This window comes from Streptomyces sp. GQFP, assembly GCF_021545335.1.
Lineage (GTDB): Bacteria > Actinomycetota > Actinomycetes > Streptomycetales > Streptomycetaceae > Streptomyces.
In genome coordinates, this window is sequence record NZ_CP089312.1 from 3,223,145 (window position 1) to 3,243,356 (window position 20,212).

The window sequence follows — 20,212 nt, forward strand, 5'->3', positions numbered from 1 at the left end:
GAGCCGCCTGGTTCAAACGGAATCGCTCCGGCGTTGAACCGACTCGGGTCCCCCGGCCGTGTGCTCGCCGACGCGCCGGGAGTGCGCGTCCGCGGAACTGCTGGAGGAGGACGAGAAAGATGCGAGACGCCCCAACCCCCCCGAACCCGGGGACGATGCCCCGGACACAGCCGTCACCGGCCATGCCCGACGCACGCCGCCGGCGCGACTCGACGCGGCTGGCCATGGTGTGCGGGTTCGCGCTGGCCGCCTCGATGGCGCTGCCCGCCACGGCGTACGCGCTCGCGCCGACGGGCCTGTCGGTACCGTCGGCGTCGGCACGGCCGGCCGAGCTGTCGCAGGCACGGCCGCTCACGCTGCCGGCGGCGCTGCCTGCCGTACGGGCCGCCGGCGGACGGCCCGGCGCCGTGCTGCGGGTCGCCGACGAAGTGACCAAGTTCTACGTCGTGAAGACTCCGGCCGAGAACGGCGGCGAACCCGACATCCTGTTCAACATCGCCGCCAGGACGCTCGGCGACGGCAACCGGTTCGACGAGATCCTGGTCCTCAACACCGGGCGTGTGCTGCCCAACGGCGAGATCTTCGCGAGCCCCGACCAGACCACGCCGGGGTTCGCACTGCTGCTGCCCGCCGACGCCGAGGGCCCGGACGTCCAGTTCGGCGTACTTCCCGAGGAACCGGTGGCGGGAGACACGGCCGGCGCCCCGGCGCAGAACCCGTCGGCGGCACCCTCGCCCGCGCAGTCCGCGCCGGCCACCGCCGTGAACAACTCCCGGTCGGCCAACCCCTTCGCGTCCATCGGCGACCGGGTGTCCCTGCCGGTGCTCATCGGCGGAGTCGGCGGCGTCGCCGGGCTGACCGTGATGATCGTCGCCCGTCGGCCGCTCGGCCGGGCCGCGCGAAGGACGGGATCCGGAATCGCCCGGGGCGCTCGGGTGCTGCGTCCCCGGCTGCCCCGCGGCATGGCCCTGGCGCTGCGCCGCCGCAGGCGTGGGGTACTGGCCCGGCGGCTGGCGGCGGACAGCCGCACCCCGGTGATGGTGCGTCAGGCGCTGCGCGAGCTCGTACGGGCCGACCAGCCGGGCGCGGGCGGCCCGGTCCGCGTCTACAGCGTGCAGGCCGAGCCGGCCAAGCTGCTGGCCTCGGTGTCCGGCGCGGCCGAGGCACCGTCGCCGTGGACCGCCGTCGCGCCCACCAGCTGGGAGCGCGCCGGGCTGCCGACGGTCATCGAGGCCGACAGCCCGGACGACGCACCGGACCTCCCGCTGCTCGCCCGGGTCGGCATCAACGACCGCGGCGCCCAGGTCATGGTCGACCTCGGCCAGATCAATGGTTCGTTGAGCGTGCGCGGCGACCTCGGCGTGGCCCAGGACACGGTGGCGATGCTCGTACGCGGACTGCTGGAACTGCCCCGCCAGGGTACCGTGGTGGTGGCGGTGGACCCGAACGCGACCGTGCTGCCGGGCGTGCACGGTCTGGTCCGGGTCCCTTCCGTGGCGGAGGTCAAGGGCCGGGCCCCGGCCGAAGTGCTCAGCGCCGCCGAGGAGTTGGGCGTCGGCCTGGTGCGCGGCGCGGGCCGTACGGGCGAGGCGACCGGGCTGATCATGCTGCTTCAGCCCTCGACGGGCGACGAGGCGCGGGCGCTCGCGGAACTGGCGACGCCGGACGGCGGTGGCTGGATCGTCCTCACGGTGGGCGATGTGCCCGGGGCGCACTGGCGCTGGTACGCCGAGCCGGACGGCACGGTGGATCTGGGCGTTCTCGGCCTGCGGGTGACGGTCCCGACACAGGCCCTGGCCGGTATCGGCTCCGGCCGCGTGTGACCCGTAAAAAATCTTCGAAACAAATATCCTGGAACTGAACCCCCTTCCCGCGGGGGCCGTGTTGATGGCAGCAGCGGATACAGCGGAAAAGAGCGGCGGAGGGAAAAAGTCCCGGAGGAAAGCCCCGGAAGGAATTCCGTGACCGGATAACGGCCGGTCCGCGAAGAACTCCGTCCCGGCGGTTGTCTGGTCCTCCTCCACGGCCGCCGGGGCGGTGCCCCGCTCATTGAGTACACCTCGTTCACACCCATTCATCGAAAACCGGGGCGCGGCGAAACGCGCCCCGATTCGGAAACGGAAGAGGAAAAGTCATGCGAAAGTGGCAGAGCATTTCGATCGCGGTCACGGCGGCGGCGATCATGCTGACGTCAGCCTGCGGGGGGTCGCAGGACGGGGCGGCGCCCGCGGGCGCCGCGGTGAGCGTGGCCCCGAGCGGGGCGGCGGCCACACCGGGAGGCGCGGGCGCCGGCACCGTTGTGGGAGGCGTGGCGAACGTGGCGCCGTCGGCGGCGGGCAAGCTCAGCATCTGGGAGAGCGCCGAGCTGGGGCCGGTCGTCACCGACAGCGCGGGTTTCACGCTCTACCGCTTCGACAAGGACACCGCCCAGCCCTCGCGGTCCAACTGTGCCGGGGAGTGCGCCACGACCTGGCCGCCCGTCCTGGCCGACGACGCCTCGGCCGCGGACGGCATGGACGCCTCGCTGCTCGGCAAGGTGGCCCGCGCCGACGGTACCGAACAGCTCACCCTCGCCGGCTGGCCGCTGTACCGCTTCGCCAAGGACACCCAGCCGCGCCAGAGCAACGGCCAGGGCGTGGGCGGCACCTGGTTCGCGGCAGCCCCCGACGGCACCAAGGCCAACGCCGACACGGCCAGCGGCTCGGGCTACGGTGCCGATGCCGATGCCGGGCAGACCGAAGAACTCCCGCCGCTCTCCACCGTCGACAACGCCGACCTCGGCGAGATCGTCCGCGACGGCGAGGGCCGCACCCTGTACCGCTTCACCAAGGACACCGACTGGCCGATGAAGTCCAACTGCGTCGACGCCTGCCTGGACAAGTGGAAGCCCGCCAAGCCGGTCGACGCGGGCGCCGTCGAGGGCATCGACCCCAAGCTCCTCAGCACCTACACCCGCCCCGACGACGGAACCGAGCAACTCGCCCTCGACTGCTGGCCGCTCTACTGGTTCACCGGTGACCAGACCCCGGGCGACACCAACGGCCAGGGCGTCGGCGGCACCTGGTTCGCGGTGAAGGCGGACGGCAGCCTCGCCAAATAGCACCGGGCCGCTCCCGGCTGCGCCACGTTGCTGCGGCAGCTGGTTCAGCACCTGACCAAAGGCGGCACGCGCCGCAGCGAAGCAGCCGACGGAACGCGTTGTGACAGGGCACGAGGCTTGCCTCTGCCGCAACCTGCGCGGTCGCGAGTTCCGGACAGTTCCGGCAGGTCGGCGGACACGGACGCGAGACACCCTCAGCGTGTGTACGGATCGGCCAGCGGCAGCGGCGTCCGAGCCGCTTCCAGGGCCGGCTCCGGAAAGGCGGGGCCGGCGGTGTAGAAGCGGGCACGGGTACGGCCCACTGGTGTCAGGACGCCTGCCGCTGTCAGGTCCCGCAGGTCGCGTTGGGCCCGCTGCAGGCCCAGACCCTCCGCCCGTTCGTAGCGTGTCCGACGCACCCGCCCGGACATCGCCACGTCATGCAGAGCGGAAACCACCCTCTCCTCCAGCCCCCCGGCCTCCGCGAACTCACCGAGCAGAAGCCACACCTGGCTCGAACGATCCAAGCGACTGCGTACGGTCTGCGCCTGCTGGTGGTACGCAGTGAGGTTGAAACGAACCCAGTCGGAGACGTCCTGGTCGGGGCGGTAAGTGGCGCCCCGACGCTGTAGCTCGCGGTAGTACTCCCAGGTGTTGCCGGGGCGCCCCAGCCAAGCCTCGATCGAGGAGAACTCTGGGGCCAGTTCCCCCTCTCTCGCGATCATGAGTGTTTGGAGGGAACGGGACATACGGCCGTTTCCATCCGCCCACGGGTGGATGGAAACGAGGTGCAGATGCGCCATGGCGGCCCGTACCAGCGGGTGAGTGCCGTCATCCTTGTTCAGCCACTCGACCAGTTCACCCGTCAACGCAGCCACATCGGCCGCGTCCGGCGCCGTGTAGGCGGCGATGCTGGGGTCGCGGGCGTCCGTTACGTACACCGCTCCGCGGCGCCACTGCCCGGCCGGCTTACGCGGGGTATGCCGGTGTCCCTGCAGCATCCAGTGGAGCGCGTTGAGCAGCTCCTTGCTGTATCGGAAGTCCGCGACATCGTGCAGCGTCTGGATGTAGGTCATCATCCGCTGATACGCGAGCGTCTCCTCCCGGTCCTCCTCGGACACGTCGACATCCCGCTCGCCCTCCAGAAGGTCCTCGACGTCGACCGTGGACACTTTGAAGCCCTCGATCGAGTTGGAAGCCGCCACCGCGTCGGCGGTCAGGAACTTGCGCAAACCTTCAGCCCACTTCGTCGGAGTGGACCGGACCTGCAGGCGCAATGAGTGACGGAGATCGTCGATCTCACCGAGAACACGCTGGTCCTCGGCACCGAGAGGAGGCGTGGGGAAAAGCATGCCCACACCATAGAATGACGCAAACATTACGTCAATACGTCAGACTCCCGCCGACCGTACGGCGTCGAGCCCGCACGGGAACGACGGAGGGCCGAGTCCACGAAGAGAACTCGGCCCGAATCCACACGTCGAACCCATCGTATTAACGTTCAGTAACACCTTGGTCACACATTGAAGCGGAACTCCACAACGTCCCCGTCCTGCATCACATACTCCTTGCCCTCCATACGGGCCTTGCCCTTGGCGCGGGCCTCGGCGACCGAGCCTGTTTCGACCAGGTCCGCGAAGGAGATGACCTCGGCCTTGATGAAGCCCTTCTGGAAGTCCGTGTGGATGACTCCCGCGGCCTCGGGGGCCGTCGCGCCCTTCTTGATCGTCCAGGCGCGGGATTCCTTGGGGCCGGCCGTCAGGTAGGTCTGCAGGCCCAGGGTGTCGAAGCCGACGCGGGCGAGGGTGGTGAGGCCCGGCTCCTCGGCGCCGACGGACTCCAGGAGTTCCATCGCGTCCTCCTCGTCCAGTTCGGCGAGGTCCTGCTCCAGCTTGGCGTTGAGGAAGATCGCCTCGGCGGGGGCGACCAGGGTGCGCTGCTCCGCCTTGAAGTCCTCGTCCACCAGTTCGTCCTCGTCGACGTTGAAGACGTAGAGGAAGGGCTTCGTCGTCAACAGGTGCAGGTCGTGGAGGAGTTCTTCCCTGCCCGAGCCCTGGACGATGCCCTGGGAGAACAGGGTGTCGCCCCTCTCCAGGATCTCCTTGGCCTCCTCGACCGCCTTGACCTTGGGCGCGATGTCCTTCTTGATGCGCGACTCCTTCTGGAGGCGCGGCAGGACCTTCTCGATGGTCTGGAGGTCGGCGAGGATCAGCTCGGTGTTGATCGTCTCGATGTCGTCCTTCGGCGAGACCTTGCCGTCGACATGGACGACGTTCTCGTCCTTGAAGGCGCGGATGACCTGGCAGATCGCGTCCGACTCACGGATGTTCGCGAGGAACTTGTTGCCCAGCCCCTCGCCCTCCGACGCGCCCTTCACGATGCCCGCGATGTCGACGAAGTCGACGGTCGCCGGGAGGATCTTCTGCGAGGAGAAGATCTCGGCCAGCTTCGTCAGACGCGGGTCGGGGACGCCGACCACGCCGACGTTCGGCTCGATCGTGGCGAACGGGTAGTTGGCCGCCAGCACGTCGTTCTTGGTCAGGGCGTTGAACAGGGTCGACTTGCCGACATTCGGCAGACCGACGATTCCGATCGTGAGCGACACGTTGCGACTTCCCGTACGAGAGGAGGGTGAGGAGGGTGGAGACGATCCCTCAGTCTACGGGCGTTTCTTCGGCGTGTCTGAAGGGCCGGTCCCCGCACGGGCCGACCTAGGTTGGTCCAGTGGAGCAACACAGGATCCGACACCGTCCCCCGCACTCCGGCCCGGCCCGGCCCGTACGCGGCGCCAGGGGAGGCACCGGGAAAGCGGCGGCCGGATCCCGGCGCCCCACGGCCCCCGCCCGGCGGCCCGCTCCCCCGGTCGTGCAGACCCTGCGGCGGATGCCGAACCCCCGGCTCACCGGGCTCGGCGGCGGGTTGTTCTGCGCGGCGCTGATGTTCGTGCTCGGCAGTCTCGACCAGCTGCTGTTCGGGGCGTCCCTGACCGCGTACGGCGTGCTGTTCCTGCCGGTGTGCGTGCTGACCGCGGCCTGGGTGCGGGGCGCGGACCTGGTGACCGCGCCCGTCGTCGTACCCATCGCCTTCACCGTGGGCCTGCTGCCCGTGGCCGACGGAGACGGCGTCTTCGGCCGCCTGATGGGCATCGTCACCGCACTCGCCACCCAGGCCGGGTGGCTGTACGGGGGAACGCTCGTCGCGGGCGTCATCGTGATCGTGCGGAAGGTGCGTCTGATGAACCGGCGGCCGGGGCGGAACCGGGCCGGCCGGACCGCGTAGGCCCCCTTGGCCGCTCCCGGCTTGCAGGACCGCAAGGTCCTTGGCCGCTCCCGACCGCCGCCCCTTGCGCCTCCTACGCCTGCTTGGCCGCCCGCATCGCCGCGCCCACGATCCCCGCGTTGTTCTGGAGCTGCGCCGGGACGATCTCCGCCTTGATGCCCTCGATCAGCGGCAGGAACTTGGCGGACTTGCGGCTGACTCCGCCGCCGATGATGAACAGCTCCGGGGAGAACAGCATCTCCACGTGCTCCAGGTACTTCTGCACGCGGTGGGCCCAGTGCTCCCACGTCAGCTCGTTGTCGTCCTTGGCCTTCGTCGACGCGCGGGTCTCCGCGTCGTGGCCGTGCAGTTCCAGGTGGCCCAGTTCCGTGTTCGGGACCAGGACGCCCTCGCAGAAGAGGGCGCTGCCGATGCCCGTACCGAAGGTGAGGAGCGCGACCGTGCCTCGCCGGTCGCGGCCCGCGCCGAACTGCATCTCGGCGACGCCCGCCGCGTCCGCGTCGTTCAGCACCGTCACCGGGAGGCCGCCCAGTCGGTCGCTCAGCAACGCGCGCGCGTCCGTGTCGATCCAGTTCTTGTCGACGTTCGCCGCCGTACGAATCGTCGAGCCGCCCGTGACGACGCCCGGGAAGGTGATGCCGACCGGGCCAGTCCAGCCGAAGTGGCCGACGACCTCCTTCACGCCGTCCGCCACCGCGTCGGGCGTGGCCGGGTGCGGGGTCAGCACCTTGAAGCGCTCCTCCGCGAGGTCGCCCCTGTCCAGGTCCACAGGGGCGCCCTTGATCCCTGACCCGCCGATGTCCACGCCAAAGATGTGCATGGCTCTACGTTACGGCGTACGACTGACAGTCACTCGCCCGAGGGGGGTGTAGTGGTGGTGGCGGTCGGGGTGGCGGGGGCAACCCCCATGCGCTGGGCCACCAGTTCCGCCGCCTCCGCGCGCAGGTCGCGGCGGAGTTCCTTCGGGAGCGAGAAGGTGATGGACTCCTCCGCCGCCTTGACCAACTCCACGTCCTCGAAGCCGCGCTGCGACAGGTACTCCAGGACCTGCTCCACCAGGATCTCGGGGACCGACGCGCCCGAGGTGACGCCGACCGTCGACACGCCGTCCAGCCAGGCCTCGTCGATCTCGTCGGCGAAGTCCACGAGGTACGCAGCGCGGGCGCCGGCGAGCTTCGCCACCTCGACCAGCCGGATGGAGTTGGACGAGTTCCTGGATCCGACCACGATCACCAGATCCGCCTCCTCGCCCATCTGCTTCACGGCGAGCTGGCGGTTCTGTGTGGCGTAGCAGATGTCGTCGCTGGGCGGGGAGATCAGCTGCGGGAACTTCTCCTTGAGGGCGTCGACGGTCTCCATCGTCTCGTCCACCGAGAGGGTGGTCTGGGACAGCCAGACAACCCTCGACGGGTCGCGGACCTCGACCTTCGAGACGTCCTTGGGGCCGTCCACGAGGGTGATGTGGTCCGGGGCCTCGCCCGAGGTGCCGATGACCTCCTCGTGGCCCTCGTGACCGATCAGGAGGATGTCGTAGTCCTCCTTGGCGAAGCGGACGGCTTCCTTGTGGACCTTGGTGACGAGGGGGCAGGTCGCGTCGATGGTCGCGAGCTTGCCTGCGGCGGCCTCGTCGTGGACGACGGGGGCGACGCCGTGCGCGGAGAACATGACGATCGACCCCTCGGGGACCTCCGCGGTCCGCTCGACGAAGATCGCGCCCTTTTTTTCGAGGGTCTGTACGACGTACTTGTTGTGCACGATCTCGTGCCGGACGTAGATGGGGGCCCCGTACTGTTCGAGGGCCTTCTCGACGGCGATCACGGCGCGGTCCACGCCCGCGCAGTAGCCTCGGGGGGCGGCGAGCAGGACACGGCGGCCAGGCGAAGCGGTCATGTTCACCATCGTACGTGCGCGGTGGGTGGGGTGGCGATTGTGGGGTTTTCGCCCCCGCCGCCCCTACCCGTCCCATCCCTGGGGGCTGCGCCCCCAGACCCCCGCTGTCGGCCTGAACGGCCTCGTCCTCAAACGCCGGACGGGCTGGAAGGTGCCCGGTGTTGTCAGTGGGCGCCGATAGTCTCGCTGTATGGCTCTCAATACGTCCGCTGATGCTCCGTTGCCTGTTGGTGAGGTGTCGCGGCTCATCGGGGGGTGGATCGATCGGCTCGGGGCCGTGTGGGTCGAGGGGCAGATCACCCAGTTGTCGCGGCGGCCCGGCGCCGGTGTCGTGTTTCTGACGTTGCGTGATCCCTCTCACGACATCTCCGTCGCCGTCACCTGCTATCGGCAGGTCTTCGACGCCGTCGCCGATGTGGTCAGTGAAGGGGCTCGGGTCGTCCTGCTCGCCAAGCCCGAGTGGTACGCGCCCCGGGGGCAGTTGTCACTGCGGGCCACCGAGATACGGCCTGTCGGGATCGGGGAACTGCTCGCCCGGCTGGAGCAGTTGAAGAAGGCCCTCGGCAACGAGGGGCTGTTCGCCGCCGAGCGGAAGAAGTCGCTGCCCTTTCTGCCCCAGCTCATCGGGCTCGTGTGCGGGCGTGCCTCCGCCGCCGAGCGGGACGTTCTCGAGAACGCCCGGCGCCGCTGGCCCGCCGTCCGGTTCGAGGTGCGCAACGTCGCCGTGCAAGGTGTGCACGCCGTTTCGCAGGTCGTCCAGGCCGTGAAGGAGCTGGACGATCTTGATGAGGTCGATGTGATCGTCGTCGCTCGGGGTGGGGGGAGCGTCGAGGATCTGCTGCCCTTCTCCGACGAGCAGCTCGTCCGGGCGGTCGCCGCCTGTCGTACGCCCGTCGTCTCCGCCATCGGTCATGAGCCCGACCATCCGCTCCTCGACTTCGTGGCGGACCTGCGGGCCTCCACCCCTACCGACGCCGCCAAGAAGGTCGTACCGGACGTGGGCGAGGAGTACGAGCGCGTGCGGCTGCTGCTCGACCGGGCCCGGCGGTCCGTGCACGCCTTCGTGGACCGGGAGGAACGCGGGCTCGCGCACGCCCTCGCGCGGCCCGTCATAGAGGATCCGCATCGGATGATCGACGAGCGGGCCGACCATGTCGCCGCCCTCGTCGAACGGTCACGGCGGACTCTCGGTCATCTTCTCGACCGTGCCGACTCCGAGGTGTCCCACACCCACGCGCGCGTGGTGGGCCTCTCCCCCGCCGCGACCCTGCGGCGCGGGTACGCGGTGCTGCAACAGGCCGACGGGCACGTGGTCCGGGATCCGGGTGACGTCACGGCCGGTGAGGTGCTGCGGGCGCGGGTCGCCGAGGGTGAGTTCACTGTCCGAGCCGATGTTGTCGATGGTGTCGATGTTTAGGGTGGGCGCATGACCAGCAGCAACGTGAGTGAGGCGCTCGGCTACGAGCAGGCGCGGGACGAACTGATCGACGTCGTACGGCGGCTGGAGACGGGCGGGACGACGCTGGAGGAATCCCTCGCCCTCTGGGAGCGCGGCGAGGAGCTGGCCAAGGTGTGCCGGCAGTGGCTGGAGGGCGCGCGCAAGCGGCTCGACGCGGCCCTGGCCGAAGAACACGAGCAGTCCGATGCGGAGGGCGCGGAGGGTCAGGAGGGCCGGGTCGACTCCGGAGGTGAGTGACCTCTCCGGCGGCCGGCCCGCCTTGCCCGCGTTCGCTTACGTCGTCTTCAGGGCCTGGGCCATCTTCGTCAGGCGGTCGAACGGCGCCGTGCCCGTCACCACCGTCGTGGAGCCCTTCTCGCGCAGCACCAGCGCGTCGTACTTGTCGCCCTCGTACCGCGTCCACGTCGCGTCCCCTATGCGCTGGGTGACCTTCGTCTCCTGGGCGCTCTGGGTCTTCTCGTCGATGAAGACGGACGGCTTCTGAGCGGACTGCTCCACCGCCACGTATTCACCCTCGGAGTCATGGAAGCCGAGGTGCCACGCGTCGAAGTCCTCGCCCGAGAAGCGCACCGAGGTCGCCTTCCAGTCGGCCGACAGGCCCTGGGGCGCGGCCACCGGGTAGCTCGCGGCGCGGCGAGCGGTCAGCAACTCGACGCGGTAGTCGACCCTTTTGAGGTCGGGAGCGGAGTCGTCGTGCGGGATGAAGAGGTAGATCACTCCCGCCGCGAGACTGATGAGGCCCAGGGACAAGATCATGTCCCGGGCCGTCTTCTGCTTGCCGGTCCTGCCGGTCGTGCTGTTCGAGCCTGCCACACCCCTATCGTCGCAGGTGTACCTGGCCGCTCATCCGTGGGGCCCCCTGCTCATTTTGTCTGCCTAACGATAGAGTCGGGGCCAACACCCTCATCCGGCCGTCGTCGTATCAGAAAGGTGCGTCTCGATGACCGAGCATCATCATCTGCCGTCCGAACTCGAAGTGCCCTCCGAAGCCCCCGACCGCAACCTGGCCCTGGAACTCGTCCGGGTGACCGAGGCCGCCGCGATGGCGGCGGGCCGCTGGGTCGGCCGCGGTGACAAGAACGGCGCCGACGGTGCCGCCGTACGCGCCATGCGGACCCTCGTCTCGACCGTCTCGATGAACGGCGTCGTCGTCATCGGTGAGGGTGAGAAGGACGAGGCGCCCATGCTCTTCAACGGGGAGCGCGTCGGCGACGGGACCGGGCCCGAGTGCGACATCGCCGTCGACCCGATCGACGGTACGACCCTCACCGCCAAGGGCATGACGAACGCCATCGCGGTTCTCGCGGCGGCCGACCGCGGCTCGATGTTCGACCCGTCCGCCGTCTTCTACATGGACAAGCTGGTCACCGGGCCGGACGCCGCCGACTTCGTCGACATCAACGCGCCCGTCTCCGTGAACATCCGCCGGGTCGCCAAGGCCAAGCGGGTCACGCCGGAGGACGTCACCGTCGTCATCCTCGACCGGCCGCGCCACGAGGGCATCATCAAGGAGATCCGGGAGACCGGCGCGCGGATGAAGCTGATCTCCGACGGCGATGTCGCCGGGTCGATCCTCGCGCTGCGTGAGGGCACCGGCGTCGATCTGCTGCTGGGTATCGGCGGCACGCCCGAGGGCATCATCTCGGCCTGTGCCGTGAAGTGCCTCGGAGGCACCATCCAGGGCAAGTTGTGGCCCAAGGACGACGAGGAGCGGCAGCGGGCGGTGGATGCAGGGCACGATCTCGATCGTGTGCTGTTGACCGACGACCTGGTGTCCGGGGAGAACGTGTTCTTCGTCGCTACCGGGATCACCGATGGGGAGTTGTTGCGCGGGGTTCGTTATCGGTCGGAGACGGCTACGACTGAGTCGATCGTGATGCGGTCGAAGTCGGGGACGGTTCGGCAGATTTCGTCCGAGCATCGGCTTAGTAAGTTGCGGGCCTATAGCGCGATCGACTTCGACCGGGCCAAGTAGGTCCGTCGGTTCGGTTCGGTTTGGTTTGGGGACTTCAGGTTGTGGGTCGCTGCGGGCCGGTGGGGGCTGGTCGCGCAGTTCCCCGCGCCCCTAAAAGCAGCCCGGCTCGCGCCTGTCGATGCGCTCGCGTCTGACCCCCGTACCGAAAAAGATCATGCGGCAGAAGGGGCGCCCCTTCACCATGACCAACCCGAGTCAGCCCGCTGCCGCTATCGTGCCGCGGGCGGTTTTCTTGAGTTCCATTTCGCGGCGGCGGCGCCTGGCGAGGACGACTCGGCGTTCGGCGGCGGTGAGGCCGCCCCAGACTCCGTACGGCTCGGGTTGCAGCAGGGCGTGTTCGCGGCACTCGACCATGACGGGACAGCCTCCGCAGACCCGCTTGGCCGCCTCCTCCCGGGAGAGCCTGGCCGCGGTCGGTTCCTTGGAGGGGGCGAAGAAGAGACCGGCCTCGTCGCGCCGGCACACCGCCTCGGTGTGCCACGGGGCGTCCTGGTCCCTCTCTCGCACTGGCACCCGCTGGGGCGGAACGGCAGCGACCTGCAGGGACGAATGCGGCGGTTGCAGCACGGTCTACTCCTGACGACGGCTTCGCGAGCTGGAGGGAGCCGTGGGGCCCACGTGGACCGGGGCGACGGGTCCGGGGCGTCCGGGGCGTGCGATCGCAAGGCGCGCGCGTGCCGGGCGTACCGGGTTCCGCGTGAAGCCCACGGCACCCTCCAAGAGACGATGCAGCAAGCCCTACCCGCTGTGCGCGCGCCTATGCACTGAGTTCCCAACCGCTGAGGTTCCAGGGCATTGTCGGGGCGTCGTGACCTGACCGAATCCCTTCATGATCTCTTCGGGATCTCTTCGAGTGCGACCGAATTCACAACCGTCAACGATCCAGGTGTTTGCGCAAACTCCGGTCGACCTTGCGGGAGACGCGGTCGAGGATGTCCTCGATCATCCTGCCCCGCTTGGGCTTCGCCTCGACATTGCCGAGTATGGCCAGTCCGTCCACATAGACCACGGGTGCGTCGGGTTCGCCCGAATCCAGCGTGCTCACCTCGAAGTTGCCCAGCACACCACCGCCGGTGCCGCGCAACGAGATGTTCTCCGGGACGCGGATCTCGACGTTGCCGAAGACCGAGATCGCCTTGATCACGACCTGCTGGTACTCGAATATCGCCTCGCTGAGGTCGATCTCGACGCTGCCGAAGACCGCGTACGCGTGCATACGGCGGCCCGCGCGCCAGCGGCCCTTGCGGACGGCGCTGCTGAAGACCGCCACCACGTTCTCGTCGGGGTCCATCGGGATCGCGCCCGGGGTGGGGCGGTTGGGCGCGGGGGTGTATCCCCGGGTCGTGTGGGGGCGGTAGGACTGGTGGCCGGCGGGCAGGTCCCGTACGAAGACCTCCAGTTCGCCGACCGTCTTGGCACTGAGCACGCCCTCGACGCGCTCGGCGTGCTCGTCGGGCGTGAGGCGGCCCTCGGCCAGCGCCTCGCGCAGGAGGTCGGCGACGCGGTCACGGTCGGCGTCCGAGGCGCGGAGTTCCGAGACCCCGGCTTCGGGGGCACGCGGTTCGGTGTGCTTCTGAAGGTCCACGGAAGCAGCGTACCCAAACGCGATAGATCGCGACTAGGGGTGTGGACAAGCGGAAGTCGCCCCCTCGTCCGAGCCGGGACCCTCTCAACTGAGTCTTACCTAACAAGCTCCGCGCTTCCGGCAAGTCATACGCTGGTGGGCGCCCGCCAATGAAGGCAGGCCGCTGTCTTCGTCGAGTGAGGAATGGGCGAGATGCCTGAGTTCGCGTACACCGATCTGCTCCCCATGGGAGAGGACACCACCCCGTACCGGCTGGTGACCTCCGAGGGTGTCTCCACCTTCGAGGCCGACGGGCGCACGTTCCTCAAGGTCGAGCCGGAGGCGCTGCGCAAGCTCGCCGCCGAGGCCATCCACGACATCCAGCACTATCTGCGGCCGGCCCACCTGGCGCAGCTGCGGCGGATCATCGATGACCCCGAGGCCTCGAACAACGACAAGTTCGTGGCGCTGGACCTGCTGAAGAACGCGAACATCGCGGCGGCCGGTGTGCTGCCGATGTGCCAGGACACCGGTACGGCGATCGTCATGGGCAAACGCGGGCAGAACGTGCTCACCGAGGGCGGCGACGAGGCGGCGCTCAGCCGTGGCATCTACGACGCCTACCTCAACCTGAACCTGCGCTACTCGCAGATGGCTCCGCTCACCATGTGGGAGGAGAAGAACACCGGGTCCAACCTGCCGGCCCAGATCGAGCTGTACGCGACGGACGGGGGCGCGTACAAGTTCCTGTTCATGGCCAAGGGTGGGGGGTCGGCCAACAAGTCGTTCCTGTACCAGGAGACCAAGGCCGTCCTCAACGAGGGCTCCATGATGAAGTTCCTGGAGGAGAAGATCCGGTCGCTGGGTACGGCCGCCTGTCCGCCGTACCACCTGGCGATCGTGGTGGGTGGCACGAGTGCCGAGTACGCGCTCAAGACCGCCAAGTACGCCTCCGCGCACTACCTCGACGAGATTCCGGCCGAGGGGTCGCCGCTCGGGCACGGGTTCCGGGACAAGGAGCTGGAGGAGAAGGTCTTCGAGCTGACGCAGAAGATCGGGATCGGGGCGCAGTTCGGCGGCAAGTACTTCTGCCACGATGTGCGCGTGGTGCGTCTGCCGCGCCACGGCGCGTCCTGCCCCGTCGCCATCGCCGTCTCCTGCTCGGCCGACCGGCAGGCCGTCGCGAAGATCACCGCCGAGGGCGTCTTCCTGGAGCAGTTGGAGACGGACCCGGCGCGCTTCCTGCCGGAGACGACCGACGAGCACCTGGACGAGTCCGCCGACGTCGTCCGCATCGACCTGAACCAGCCGATGGACGACATCCTCGCCGAGCTGACCAAGTACCCGGTGAAGACGCGGCTGTCGCTGTCGGGGCCGCTGGTCGTGGCGCGTGACATCGCGCACGCCAAGATCAAGGAACGCCTTGACGCGGGCGAGGAGATGCCGCAGTACCTGAAGGACCACCCGGTGTACTACGCGGGCCCGGCCAAGACCCCCGAGGGCTACGCGTCCGGCTCCTTCGGCCCGACGACAGCCGGCCGTATGGACTCCTACGTCGAGCAGTTCCAGGCGGCTGGTGGGTCCAAGGTGATGCTGGCGAAGGGGAATCGGTCGGCGCAGGTCACGAACGCGTGTGACGCGCACGGCGGCTTCTATCTGGGCTCGATCGGCGGCCCGGCCGCGCGCCTCGCTCAGGACTGCATCAAGAAGGTCGAGGTCGTCGAGTACGAGGAGTTGGGCATGGAGGCGGTGTGGAAGATCGAGGTCGAGGACTTCCCTGCGTTCATCGTGGTCGACGACAAGGGCAACGACTTCTTCAAAGACCCGGCACCGGCGCCTACGTTCACGAGCATTCCGGTGCGGGGGCCGGGGCTGGTGTAGGGGTTTTCGCCCCCGCCGCCCTTACCCGTCCCATCCCTGGGGGCTGCGCCCCCAGACCCCCCTTGTCGCGCTGAACGCGCTCGTCCTCAAACGCCGGACGGGCTGGATGGTGCCGGCCGGGGCTTGATCTTTCAGCCCAGGCCCAGGTATTTCAGCCCGTCCGGCGTTTGAGGACGAGGCCGTTCAGGCCGATAGCGGGGGTCTGGGGGCGCAGCCCCCAGGGATGGGACGGGTAGGGGCGGCGGGGGCGAGGAAACGCTGCCCTGGCCGCAAGGGAATACGTCCCTCCGACCCCACGCTGTCCCTTCCGGAGGTACGACGAATGACAACCACTGGCCAGTACCGCACCGAGCACGACTCCATGGGCGAGGTACGCGTCCCCGCCCACGCCAAGTGGCGGGCCCAGACCCAACGCGCCGTCGAGAACTTCCCCATCTCCGGGCAGCGGATCGAGCGTGCGCACATCGAGGCCCTCGCCCACATCAAGGGCGCCGCCGCCAAGGTCAACGCCGATCTCGGGGTCGTCGACAAGGACATCGCCGGGGCGATCCAGGAGGCCGCCGGGGAGGTCGCCGCCGGGGAGTGGGACGCGCACTTTCCCGTTGACGTGTTCCAGACAGGGTCCGGGACCTCGTCCAACATGAACGCCAACGAGGTCATCGCCACCCTTGCGAGTGAGCGGTTGGGCAGGGACGTACACCCTAATGATCATGTCAACGCGTCGCAGTCCTCCAACGACGTGTTTCCGTCCTCCATCCACATCGCCGCCACCGCCGCCGTCACCCGTGATCTGATCCCCGCTCTCGACCACCTCGCCGACTCCCTCACCCGCAAGTCCGAGGAGTTCGCCGACGTCGTGAAGTCGGGGCGTACGCATCTCATGGATGCCACGCCCGTGACGCTCGGACAGGAGTTCGGGGGGTACGCCGCTCAGGTGCGGTACGGCGTCGAGCGGCTGCGGGCCTCCCTGCCCCGGCTCGCCGAGCTGCCCCTCGGCGGTACCGCCGTCGGGACCGGCATCAACACGCCTCCCGGGTTCTCCGCCGCCGTTATCGAGGAGGTGGCGCGGGCTACCGGGCTGCCCCTCACCGAAGCCCGCGATCACTTCGAGGCCCAGGGCGCGAGGGACGGGATCGTCGAGACCTCGGGGCAGCTCAGGACCATTGCCGTGGGGCTCACGAAAATCGCCAACGATCTTCGGTGGATGGCCTCGGGACCTCGGACCGGGCTTGCCGAGATTTCCCTTCCCGATCTTCAGCCGGGGTCGTCCATCATGCCCGGCAAGGTCAACCCCGTCATTCCCGAGGCCGTGCTCATGGTGTCCGCGCAGGTCATCGGCAACGACCTCACCGTCACCACCGCCGGTGCCGCCGGGAACTTCGAGCTCAATGTCATGCTGCCCGTCATTGCCAAGAATGTGCTGGAGTCCGTTCGGCTCCTCGCCAATGCCTCTCTGCTGCTTGCCGATCGGACCGTCGACGGGATCGTCGCGCATCGGGAGCGGGCCCGGGAGTACGCCGAGTCCTCGCCCTCCGTGGTCACACCGCTCAACAAGTACATCGGGTACGAGGAAGCCGCCAAGGTGGCCAAGAAGTCGCTCGCCGAGCAGAAGACCATTCGCCAAGTCGTCCTGGAGGGTGGGTACGTGGAGCGCGGTGATCTCACCGTCGAGCAGCTCGACACGGCCCTTGATGTCCTGCGGATGACACGCCCGTAACGTCATTCGGCCACTGGCGAGAACGGTGACGCGCACCGCAGCGTCACGTGCCCGGGGCACCTAATATCTCTCCATGACAGACGACGGAGCGGTGAGACGAGTGGAAGCGGGCGGATCGGCGGCGTACTGGTCCCCCGGCAGTCAGATTCTGTGGCGGTACCGTGAGAACTCCGGCGACCGCTTCCACATCGTGCGTCCCGTCACCGTCGTGCGGGATGATTCCGAGGTGCTGGCCGTGTGGATGGCGCCGGGTACCGAGTGCGTCAAGCCCGTGCTCGCCGACGGTACGCCCGTCCACGTGGAACCGCTGGAGTCGCGGTACACCAAGCCCCGTACCGTGCAGAGGGATCGGTGGTTCGGGACCGGGGTGCTGAAGCTCGCTCGGCCCGGTGAGCCGTGGTCTGTGTGGCTTTTCTGGGAACCGGGCTGGCAGTTCAAGAACTGGTACGTGAACCTGGAGGAACCGCTGGTCCGTTGGGCCGGCGGGGTCGATTCCGAGGATCACTTCCTCGACATCACCGTGAATCCCGACCGGACTTGGGAGTGGCGTGACGAGGACGAGTTCGCGCAGGCCCAGCAGGCCGGACTGATGGACGCCCAACTCGCCGAACGGGTAAGGGAAGCGGGGCGATCGGCGGTCGAGGTCATCCGCGCGTGGGGGGCGCCGTTCGCGGATGGCTGGCAGCACTGGCGACCGGATCCGTCCTGGGCTGTACCGTCACTGCCGGAGGACTGGGACCGTACGCCCGCGCACATGTCGTCATGAGACCCTTGATGCGCCCCCGGTGCGCAACCGTAGGATCGTCCTCCGCAAGGGCGCACAACCGTAACTCCCGGAACATGCGCTGGGCTTGACCATACGTCACCGAGGGGCGGCAGGACGTGAGCGAGGGGTACGAGGGCAACACCGGTCCGGGCCGACCAGGGCCCGCCGGTGTAACAGGAACAACCTCTGACCACGCCGGTTTTCCGTTCCTGGGGCATGTATACCGGGTATCGGGAAGTCGGCGGGACCAACTGCGTGTACAGCGCGCAGCCCCGGACGGATGGATTCGACACGCGTGACGGAGCAACCCACCTCGCACGAGCGCAGTCGGCCGGGCACCGGCCGGCCGGACACCCCCGCGGACACCCGCGGGGCGCTTCTGCGTTCCCCGGAGGCGGCGGCTCTGCCTCTGCCGAAGCAAACGACAGGGCAGGGCGAGGGTGCCGGTGGACCGGAGGCCGCCGTCTGCTCCGTGACAGGCTCCGAGAGCCCCGAGACCGTCGGCGGCGCCGGTACGACCGGTAGGACCGGTAGGACCGCGCACGACGCGGGAACAGCGGGAACAGAGGCGGGAACAGGCGCGATGGCATCCAGCTCGGGTACTGGTACCGGTACGTCCGGCTCCACCGGCCCCAACCCCACCGGTCCGCCGGCCACCCCAGGGCCCGAGCACTCGCAGCCCGACCAGCCGTCCTCCACCGGCCCCGACGCGCACCGCCCGCGTCCGGCGCCGGACAGCATCCCGGCCCAGCCGGGCGCCGAGAACCACACGGCCATTGACCCGCCCTCCGACACCCTCGACATCGACCCGACCACGGGCGCCCTCGTGGGCAAGGAGCGGCGTTCCGGCCAGGGCAGCCCCACCGGTACGCCCCTGCCGATGCGGCGGGACGGCGACCGGCTGCGGTTCGTCGGCGCGGCCACCCGGCGGATCGCCCGGGGCATCGACCTCGACGAGATCGTGATGGGGCTGTGCCGGGCCACCGTGCCGACCTTCTCCGACACGATCCTCGTCTATCTGCGCGACCCGCTGCCCGTCGGCGACGAGCGGCCCACAGGACCGCTGGTGCTGCGGCTGCGCCGTACGGACCGGCTGCCGCAGGAGCGGGACTCCGAGAACGGCTTCCTGGCCACCTCTGCCGTCCCCCAGCAGCCCCCCGAGCTGTCCCCGGTCAGCGCCGAATTGTGCGAGGTGCGTCCCGGTGGCGCGCTCGCCGAGGTGCTGCGGGGCGTACGGCCCGTTTTCGCGGACGCGCCCGCCGCCCGCGCGGCCCTGCCCGAACTGCTGGGCGAGGGCTGCGATCTGGACGTACCGGACGGCCAGCGCGCGATCCTCGCCCCGCTGCGCGGCCGGCGCCGGGTCATCGGGGCCGCGCTCTTCCTGCGCCGCCCGGAGCGGATCCCGTTCGAGACGGACGACCTCCTCGTCGCCGCCCAACTCGCCACGCACAGCGCCCTCGGCATCGACAAGGCGGTGCTGTACGGCCGCGAGGCCTACATCGCCGACGAGCTGCAGCGCACGATGCTGCCGGAGACCCTGCCGCGGCCGACAGGTGTGCGGCTCGCGTCCCGTTACCTCCCGGCCGCCGAGACCGCCCGTGTCGGCGGTGACTGGTACGACGCGATCCCGCTGCCCGGCAGCCGCGTCGCCCTCGTCGTCGGTGACGTCATGGGGCACTCCATGACCAGCGCGGCCATCATGGGCCAGCTCCGGACGACCGCGCAGACCCTCGCCGGGCTCGACCTGCCCCCGCAGGAGGTCCTGCACCACCTCGACGAACAGGCCCAGCGCCTCGGCACCGACCGCATGGCGACCTGCCTGTACGCGGTGTACGACCCGGTATCGCACCGGATCACCATCGCCAACGCCGGCCATCCGCCGCCCGTCCTGCTGCACCTGGGCGGCCGGGCCGAGGTGCTGAAGGTGCCGTCCGGCGCGCCCATCGGGGTCGGCGGTGTCGACTTCGAGGCCGTGGAGCTGGACGCGCCCGCCGGCGCCACCCTCTTCCTCTACACCGACGGCCTGGTCGAGTCCCGGCTGCGGGACGTCTGGACCGGCATAGAGCAGCTGCGCGAGAAGCTCGCCGCGACCGCCCAGCTGACCGGCCCCGACCATCCGCCGCCCCTCGAAGCCCTGTGCGACGAGGTCCTCGACATGCTGGGCCCGGGCGACCGGGACGACGACATCGCGCTGCTCGCCGCCCGCTTCGACGGCATCGCGCCGAGCGATGTCGCGTACTGGTACCTGGACCCGGAGGACGCGGCGCCCGGCCGGGCCCGCCGGCTCGCCCGGCGCGCGCTGTCCCGCTGGGGTCTTGAGGAGCTGACGGACTCGGTGGAGCTGCTCGTCAGCGAGGTCGTGACGAACGCGGTGCGCTACGCCTCCCGGCCGATCACCCTCCGGCTGCTGCGGACCGACGTACTGCGCTGCGAGGTCGGCGACGACGTGCCGCAGCTGCCACGCCTGCGGCAGGCGCGGGCCACGGACGAGGGCGGGCGCGGGCTGTATCTCGTCAACCGGCTGGCCCGGCGCTGGGGCGCGACCCGGCTGAGCACCGGGAAGGTGGTCTGGTTCGAGCTGAACCGGACATGAATCATCCCC

The 20,212-nt window shown here is 69.4% G+C and carries 17 protein-coding genes; 10 read left to right on the forward strand and 7 right to left on the reverse strand.

Translation table 11 applies throughout. The features are described from left to right. The first annotated feature begins 182 nt into the window (after window positions 1–182). On the forward strand, window positions 183–1,823 hold the full coding sequence (locus LUX31_RS14010) for a hypothetical protein (protein ID WP_235475112.1): 1,641 nt from the start codon (window positions 183–185) through the stop codon (window positions 1,821–1,823). A gap of 311 nt (window positions 1,824–2,134) precedes the next feature. Next, a complete protein-coding gene (locus LUX31_RS14015) occupies window positions 2,135–3,100 on the forward strand; it encodes an SCO0930 family lipoprotein (RefSeq protein ID WP_235475113.1) in 966 nt (321 codons plus the stop codon). 194 nt (window positions 3,101–3,294) lie between these two features. Here LUX31_RS14015 and LUX31_RS14020 read toward each other — a convergent pair whose 3' ends face one another. Both LUX31_RS14020 and ychF read right to left on the reverse strand, forming a co-directional pair. Continuing rightward, complete coding sequence (locus tag LUX31_RS14020; protein ID WP_235475114.1) at window positions 3,295–4,431, reverse strand: Fic family protein; 1,137 nt, start codon at window positions 4,429–4,431, stop codon at window positions 3,295–3,297. 164 nt (window positions 4,432–4,595) lie between these two features. Continuing rightward, a complete protein-coding gene (gene ychF / locus LUX31_RS14025; protein ID WP_235475115.1) occupies window positions 4,596–5,684 on the reverse strand; it encodes a redox-regulated ATPase YchF in 1,089 nt (362 codons plus the stop codon). A 278-nt stretch (window positions 5,685–5,962) separates the two neighbouring features. On the opposite strand from ychF, the gene LUX31_RS14030 reads away from it, so the two are divergent. Beyond that, window positions 5,963–6,358 carry a DUF6542 domain-containing protein gene (locus LUX31_RS14030; protein WP_443045957.1) on the forward strand — a complete coding sequence of 132 codons (396 nt, stop codon included), beginning with the start codon at window positions 5,963–5,965 and terminating at the stop codon, window positions 6,356–6,358. Window positions 6,359–6,431: 73 nt separating this feature from the next. On the opposite strand, the gene ppgK is transcribed toward LUX31_RS14030, so the two are convergent. Both ppgK and LUX31_RS14040 read right to left on the reverse strand, forming a co-directional pair. Then, complete coding sequence (ppgK, locus tag LUX31_RS14035; RefSeq protein WP_235475117.1) at window positions 6,432–7,178, reverse strand: polyphosphate--glucose phosphotransferase; 747 nt, start codon at window positions 7,176–7,178, stop codon at window positions 6,432–6,434. Between the two features lie 29 nt (window positions 7,179–7,207). Next, the gene (locus tag LUX31_RS14040; protein WP_235475118.1) at window positions 7,208–8,257 is read right to left on the reverse strand and encodes a 4-hydroxy-3-methylbut-2-enyl diphosphate reductase; all 1,050 of its coding nucleotides are present in this window, start codon (window positions 8,255–8,257) and stop codon (window positions 7,208–7,210) included. 181 nt (window positions 8,258–8,438) lie between these two features. Here LUX31_RS14040 and xseA point away from each other — a divergent pair, with 181 nt between their 5' ends. Then, the gene (xseA, locus tag LUX31_RS14045; protein ID WP_235475119.1) at window positions 8,439–9,665 is read left to right on the forward strand and encodes an exodeoxyribonuclease VII large subunit; all 1,227 of its coding nucleotides are present in this window, start codon (window positions 8,439–8,441) and stop codon (window positions 9,663–9,665) included. Window positions 9,666–9,674: 9 nt separating this feature from the next. Next, window positions 9,675–9,944 carry an exodeoxyribonuclease VII small subunit gene (locus tag LUX31_RS14050; RefSeq protein WP_235475120.1) on the forward strand — a complete coding sequence of 90 codons (270 nt, stop codon included), beginning with the start codon at window positions 9,675–9,677 and terminating at the stop codon, window positions 9,942–9,944. A gap of 36 nt (window positions 9,945–9,980) precedes the next feature. Here the strand turns inward: LUX31_RS14050 and LUX31_RS14055 are convergent, their stop codons facing one another. Beyond that, window positions 9,981–10,520, reverse strand: coding sequence for a DUF4245 domain-containing protein (locus LUX31_RS14055; protein ID WP_268828152.1), 540 nt, complete (start codon window positions 10,518–10,520; stop codon window positions 9,981–9,983). Window positions 10,521–10,647: 127 nt separating this feature from the next. Here LUX31_RS14055 and glpX point away from each other — a divergent pair, with 127 nt between their 5' ends. After that, complete coding sequence (gene glpX, locus LUX31_RS14060) at window positions 10,648–11,682, forward strand: class II fructose-bisphosphatase (RefSeq protein WP_235475121.1); 1,035 nt, start codon at window positions 10,648–10,650, stop codon at window positions 11,680–11,682. Window positions 11,683–11,877: 195 nt separating this feature from the next. On the opposite strand, the gene LUX31_RS14065 is transcribed toward glpX, so the two are convergent. Together LUX31_RS14065 and LUX31_RS14070 are read right to left on the reverse strand one after the other, a co-directional pair. Beyond that, complete coding sequence (locus LUX31_RS14065; RefSeq protein ID WP_235475122.1) at window positions 11,878–12,249, reverse strand: WhiB family transcriptional regulator; 372 nt, start codon at window positions 12,247–12,249, stop codon at window positions 11,878–11,880. A 307-nt stretch (window positions 12,250–12,556) separates the two neighbouring features. Further along, window positions 12,557–13,267, reverse strand: a complete 711-nt coding sequence (locus LUX31_RS14070) for a DUF1707 SHOCT-like domain-containing protein (RefSeq protein WP_235475123.1) — start codon at window positions 13,265–13,267, stop codon at window positions 12,557–12,559. A gap of 192 nt (window positions 13,268–13,459) precedes the next feature. Here LUX31_RS14070 and LUX31_RS14075 point away from each other — a divergent pair, with 192 nt between their 5' ends. The 4 genes from LUX31_RS14075 to LUX31_RS14090 all read left to right on the forward strand — a co-directional run bounded on the left by LUX31_RS14075 (window position 13,460) and on the right by LUX31_RS14090 (window position 20,203). Then, complete coding sequence (locus LUX31_RS14075) at window positions 13,460–15,127, forward strand: fumarate hydratase (RefSeq protein WP_235475124.1); 1,668 nt, start codon at window positions 13,460–13,462, stop codon at window positions 15,125–15,127. Window positions 15,128–15,449: 322 nt separating this feature from the next. Further along, window positions 15,450–16,844, forward strand: a complete 1,395-nt coding sequence (locus tag LUX31_RS14080; protein ID WP_235475125.1) for a class II fumarate hydratase — start codon at window positions 15,450–15,452, stop codon at window positions 16,842–16,844. A 73-nt stretch (window positions 16,845–16,917) separates the two neighbouring features. Continuing rightward, window positions 16,918–17,610: a cytidylyl-2-hydroxypropylphosphonate hydrolase gene (fomD, locus tag LUX31_RS14085; protein WP_235475126.1), complete on the forward strand. Its 693-nt coding sequence runs from the start codon at window positions 16,918–16,920 to the stop codon at window positions 17,608–17,610. Between the two features lie 583 nt (window positions 17,611–18,193). After that, on the forward strand, window positions 18,194–20,203 hold the full coding sequence (locus LUX31_RS14090) for a SpoIIE family protein phosphatase (RefSeq protein WP_443045958.1): 2,010 nt from the start codon (window positions 18,194–18,196) through the stop codon (window positions 20,201–20,203). Window positions 20,204–20,212: the final 9 nt, after the last annotated feature.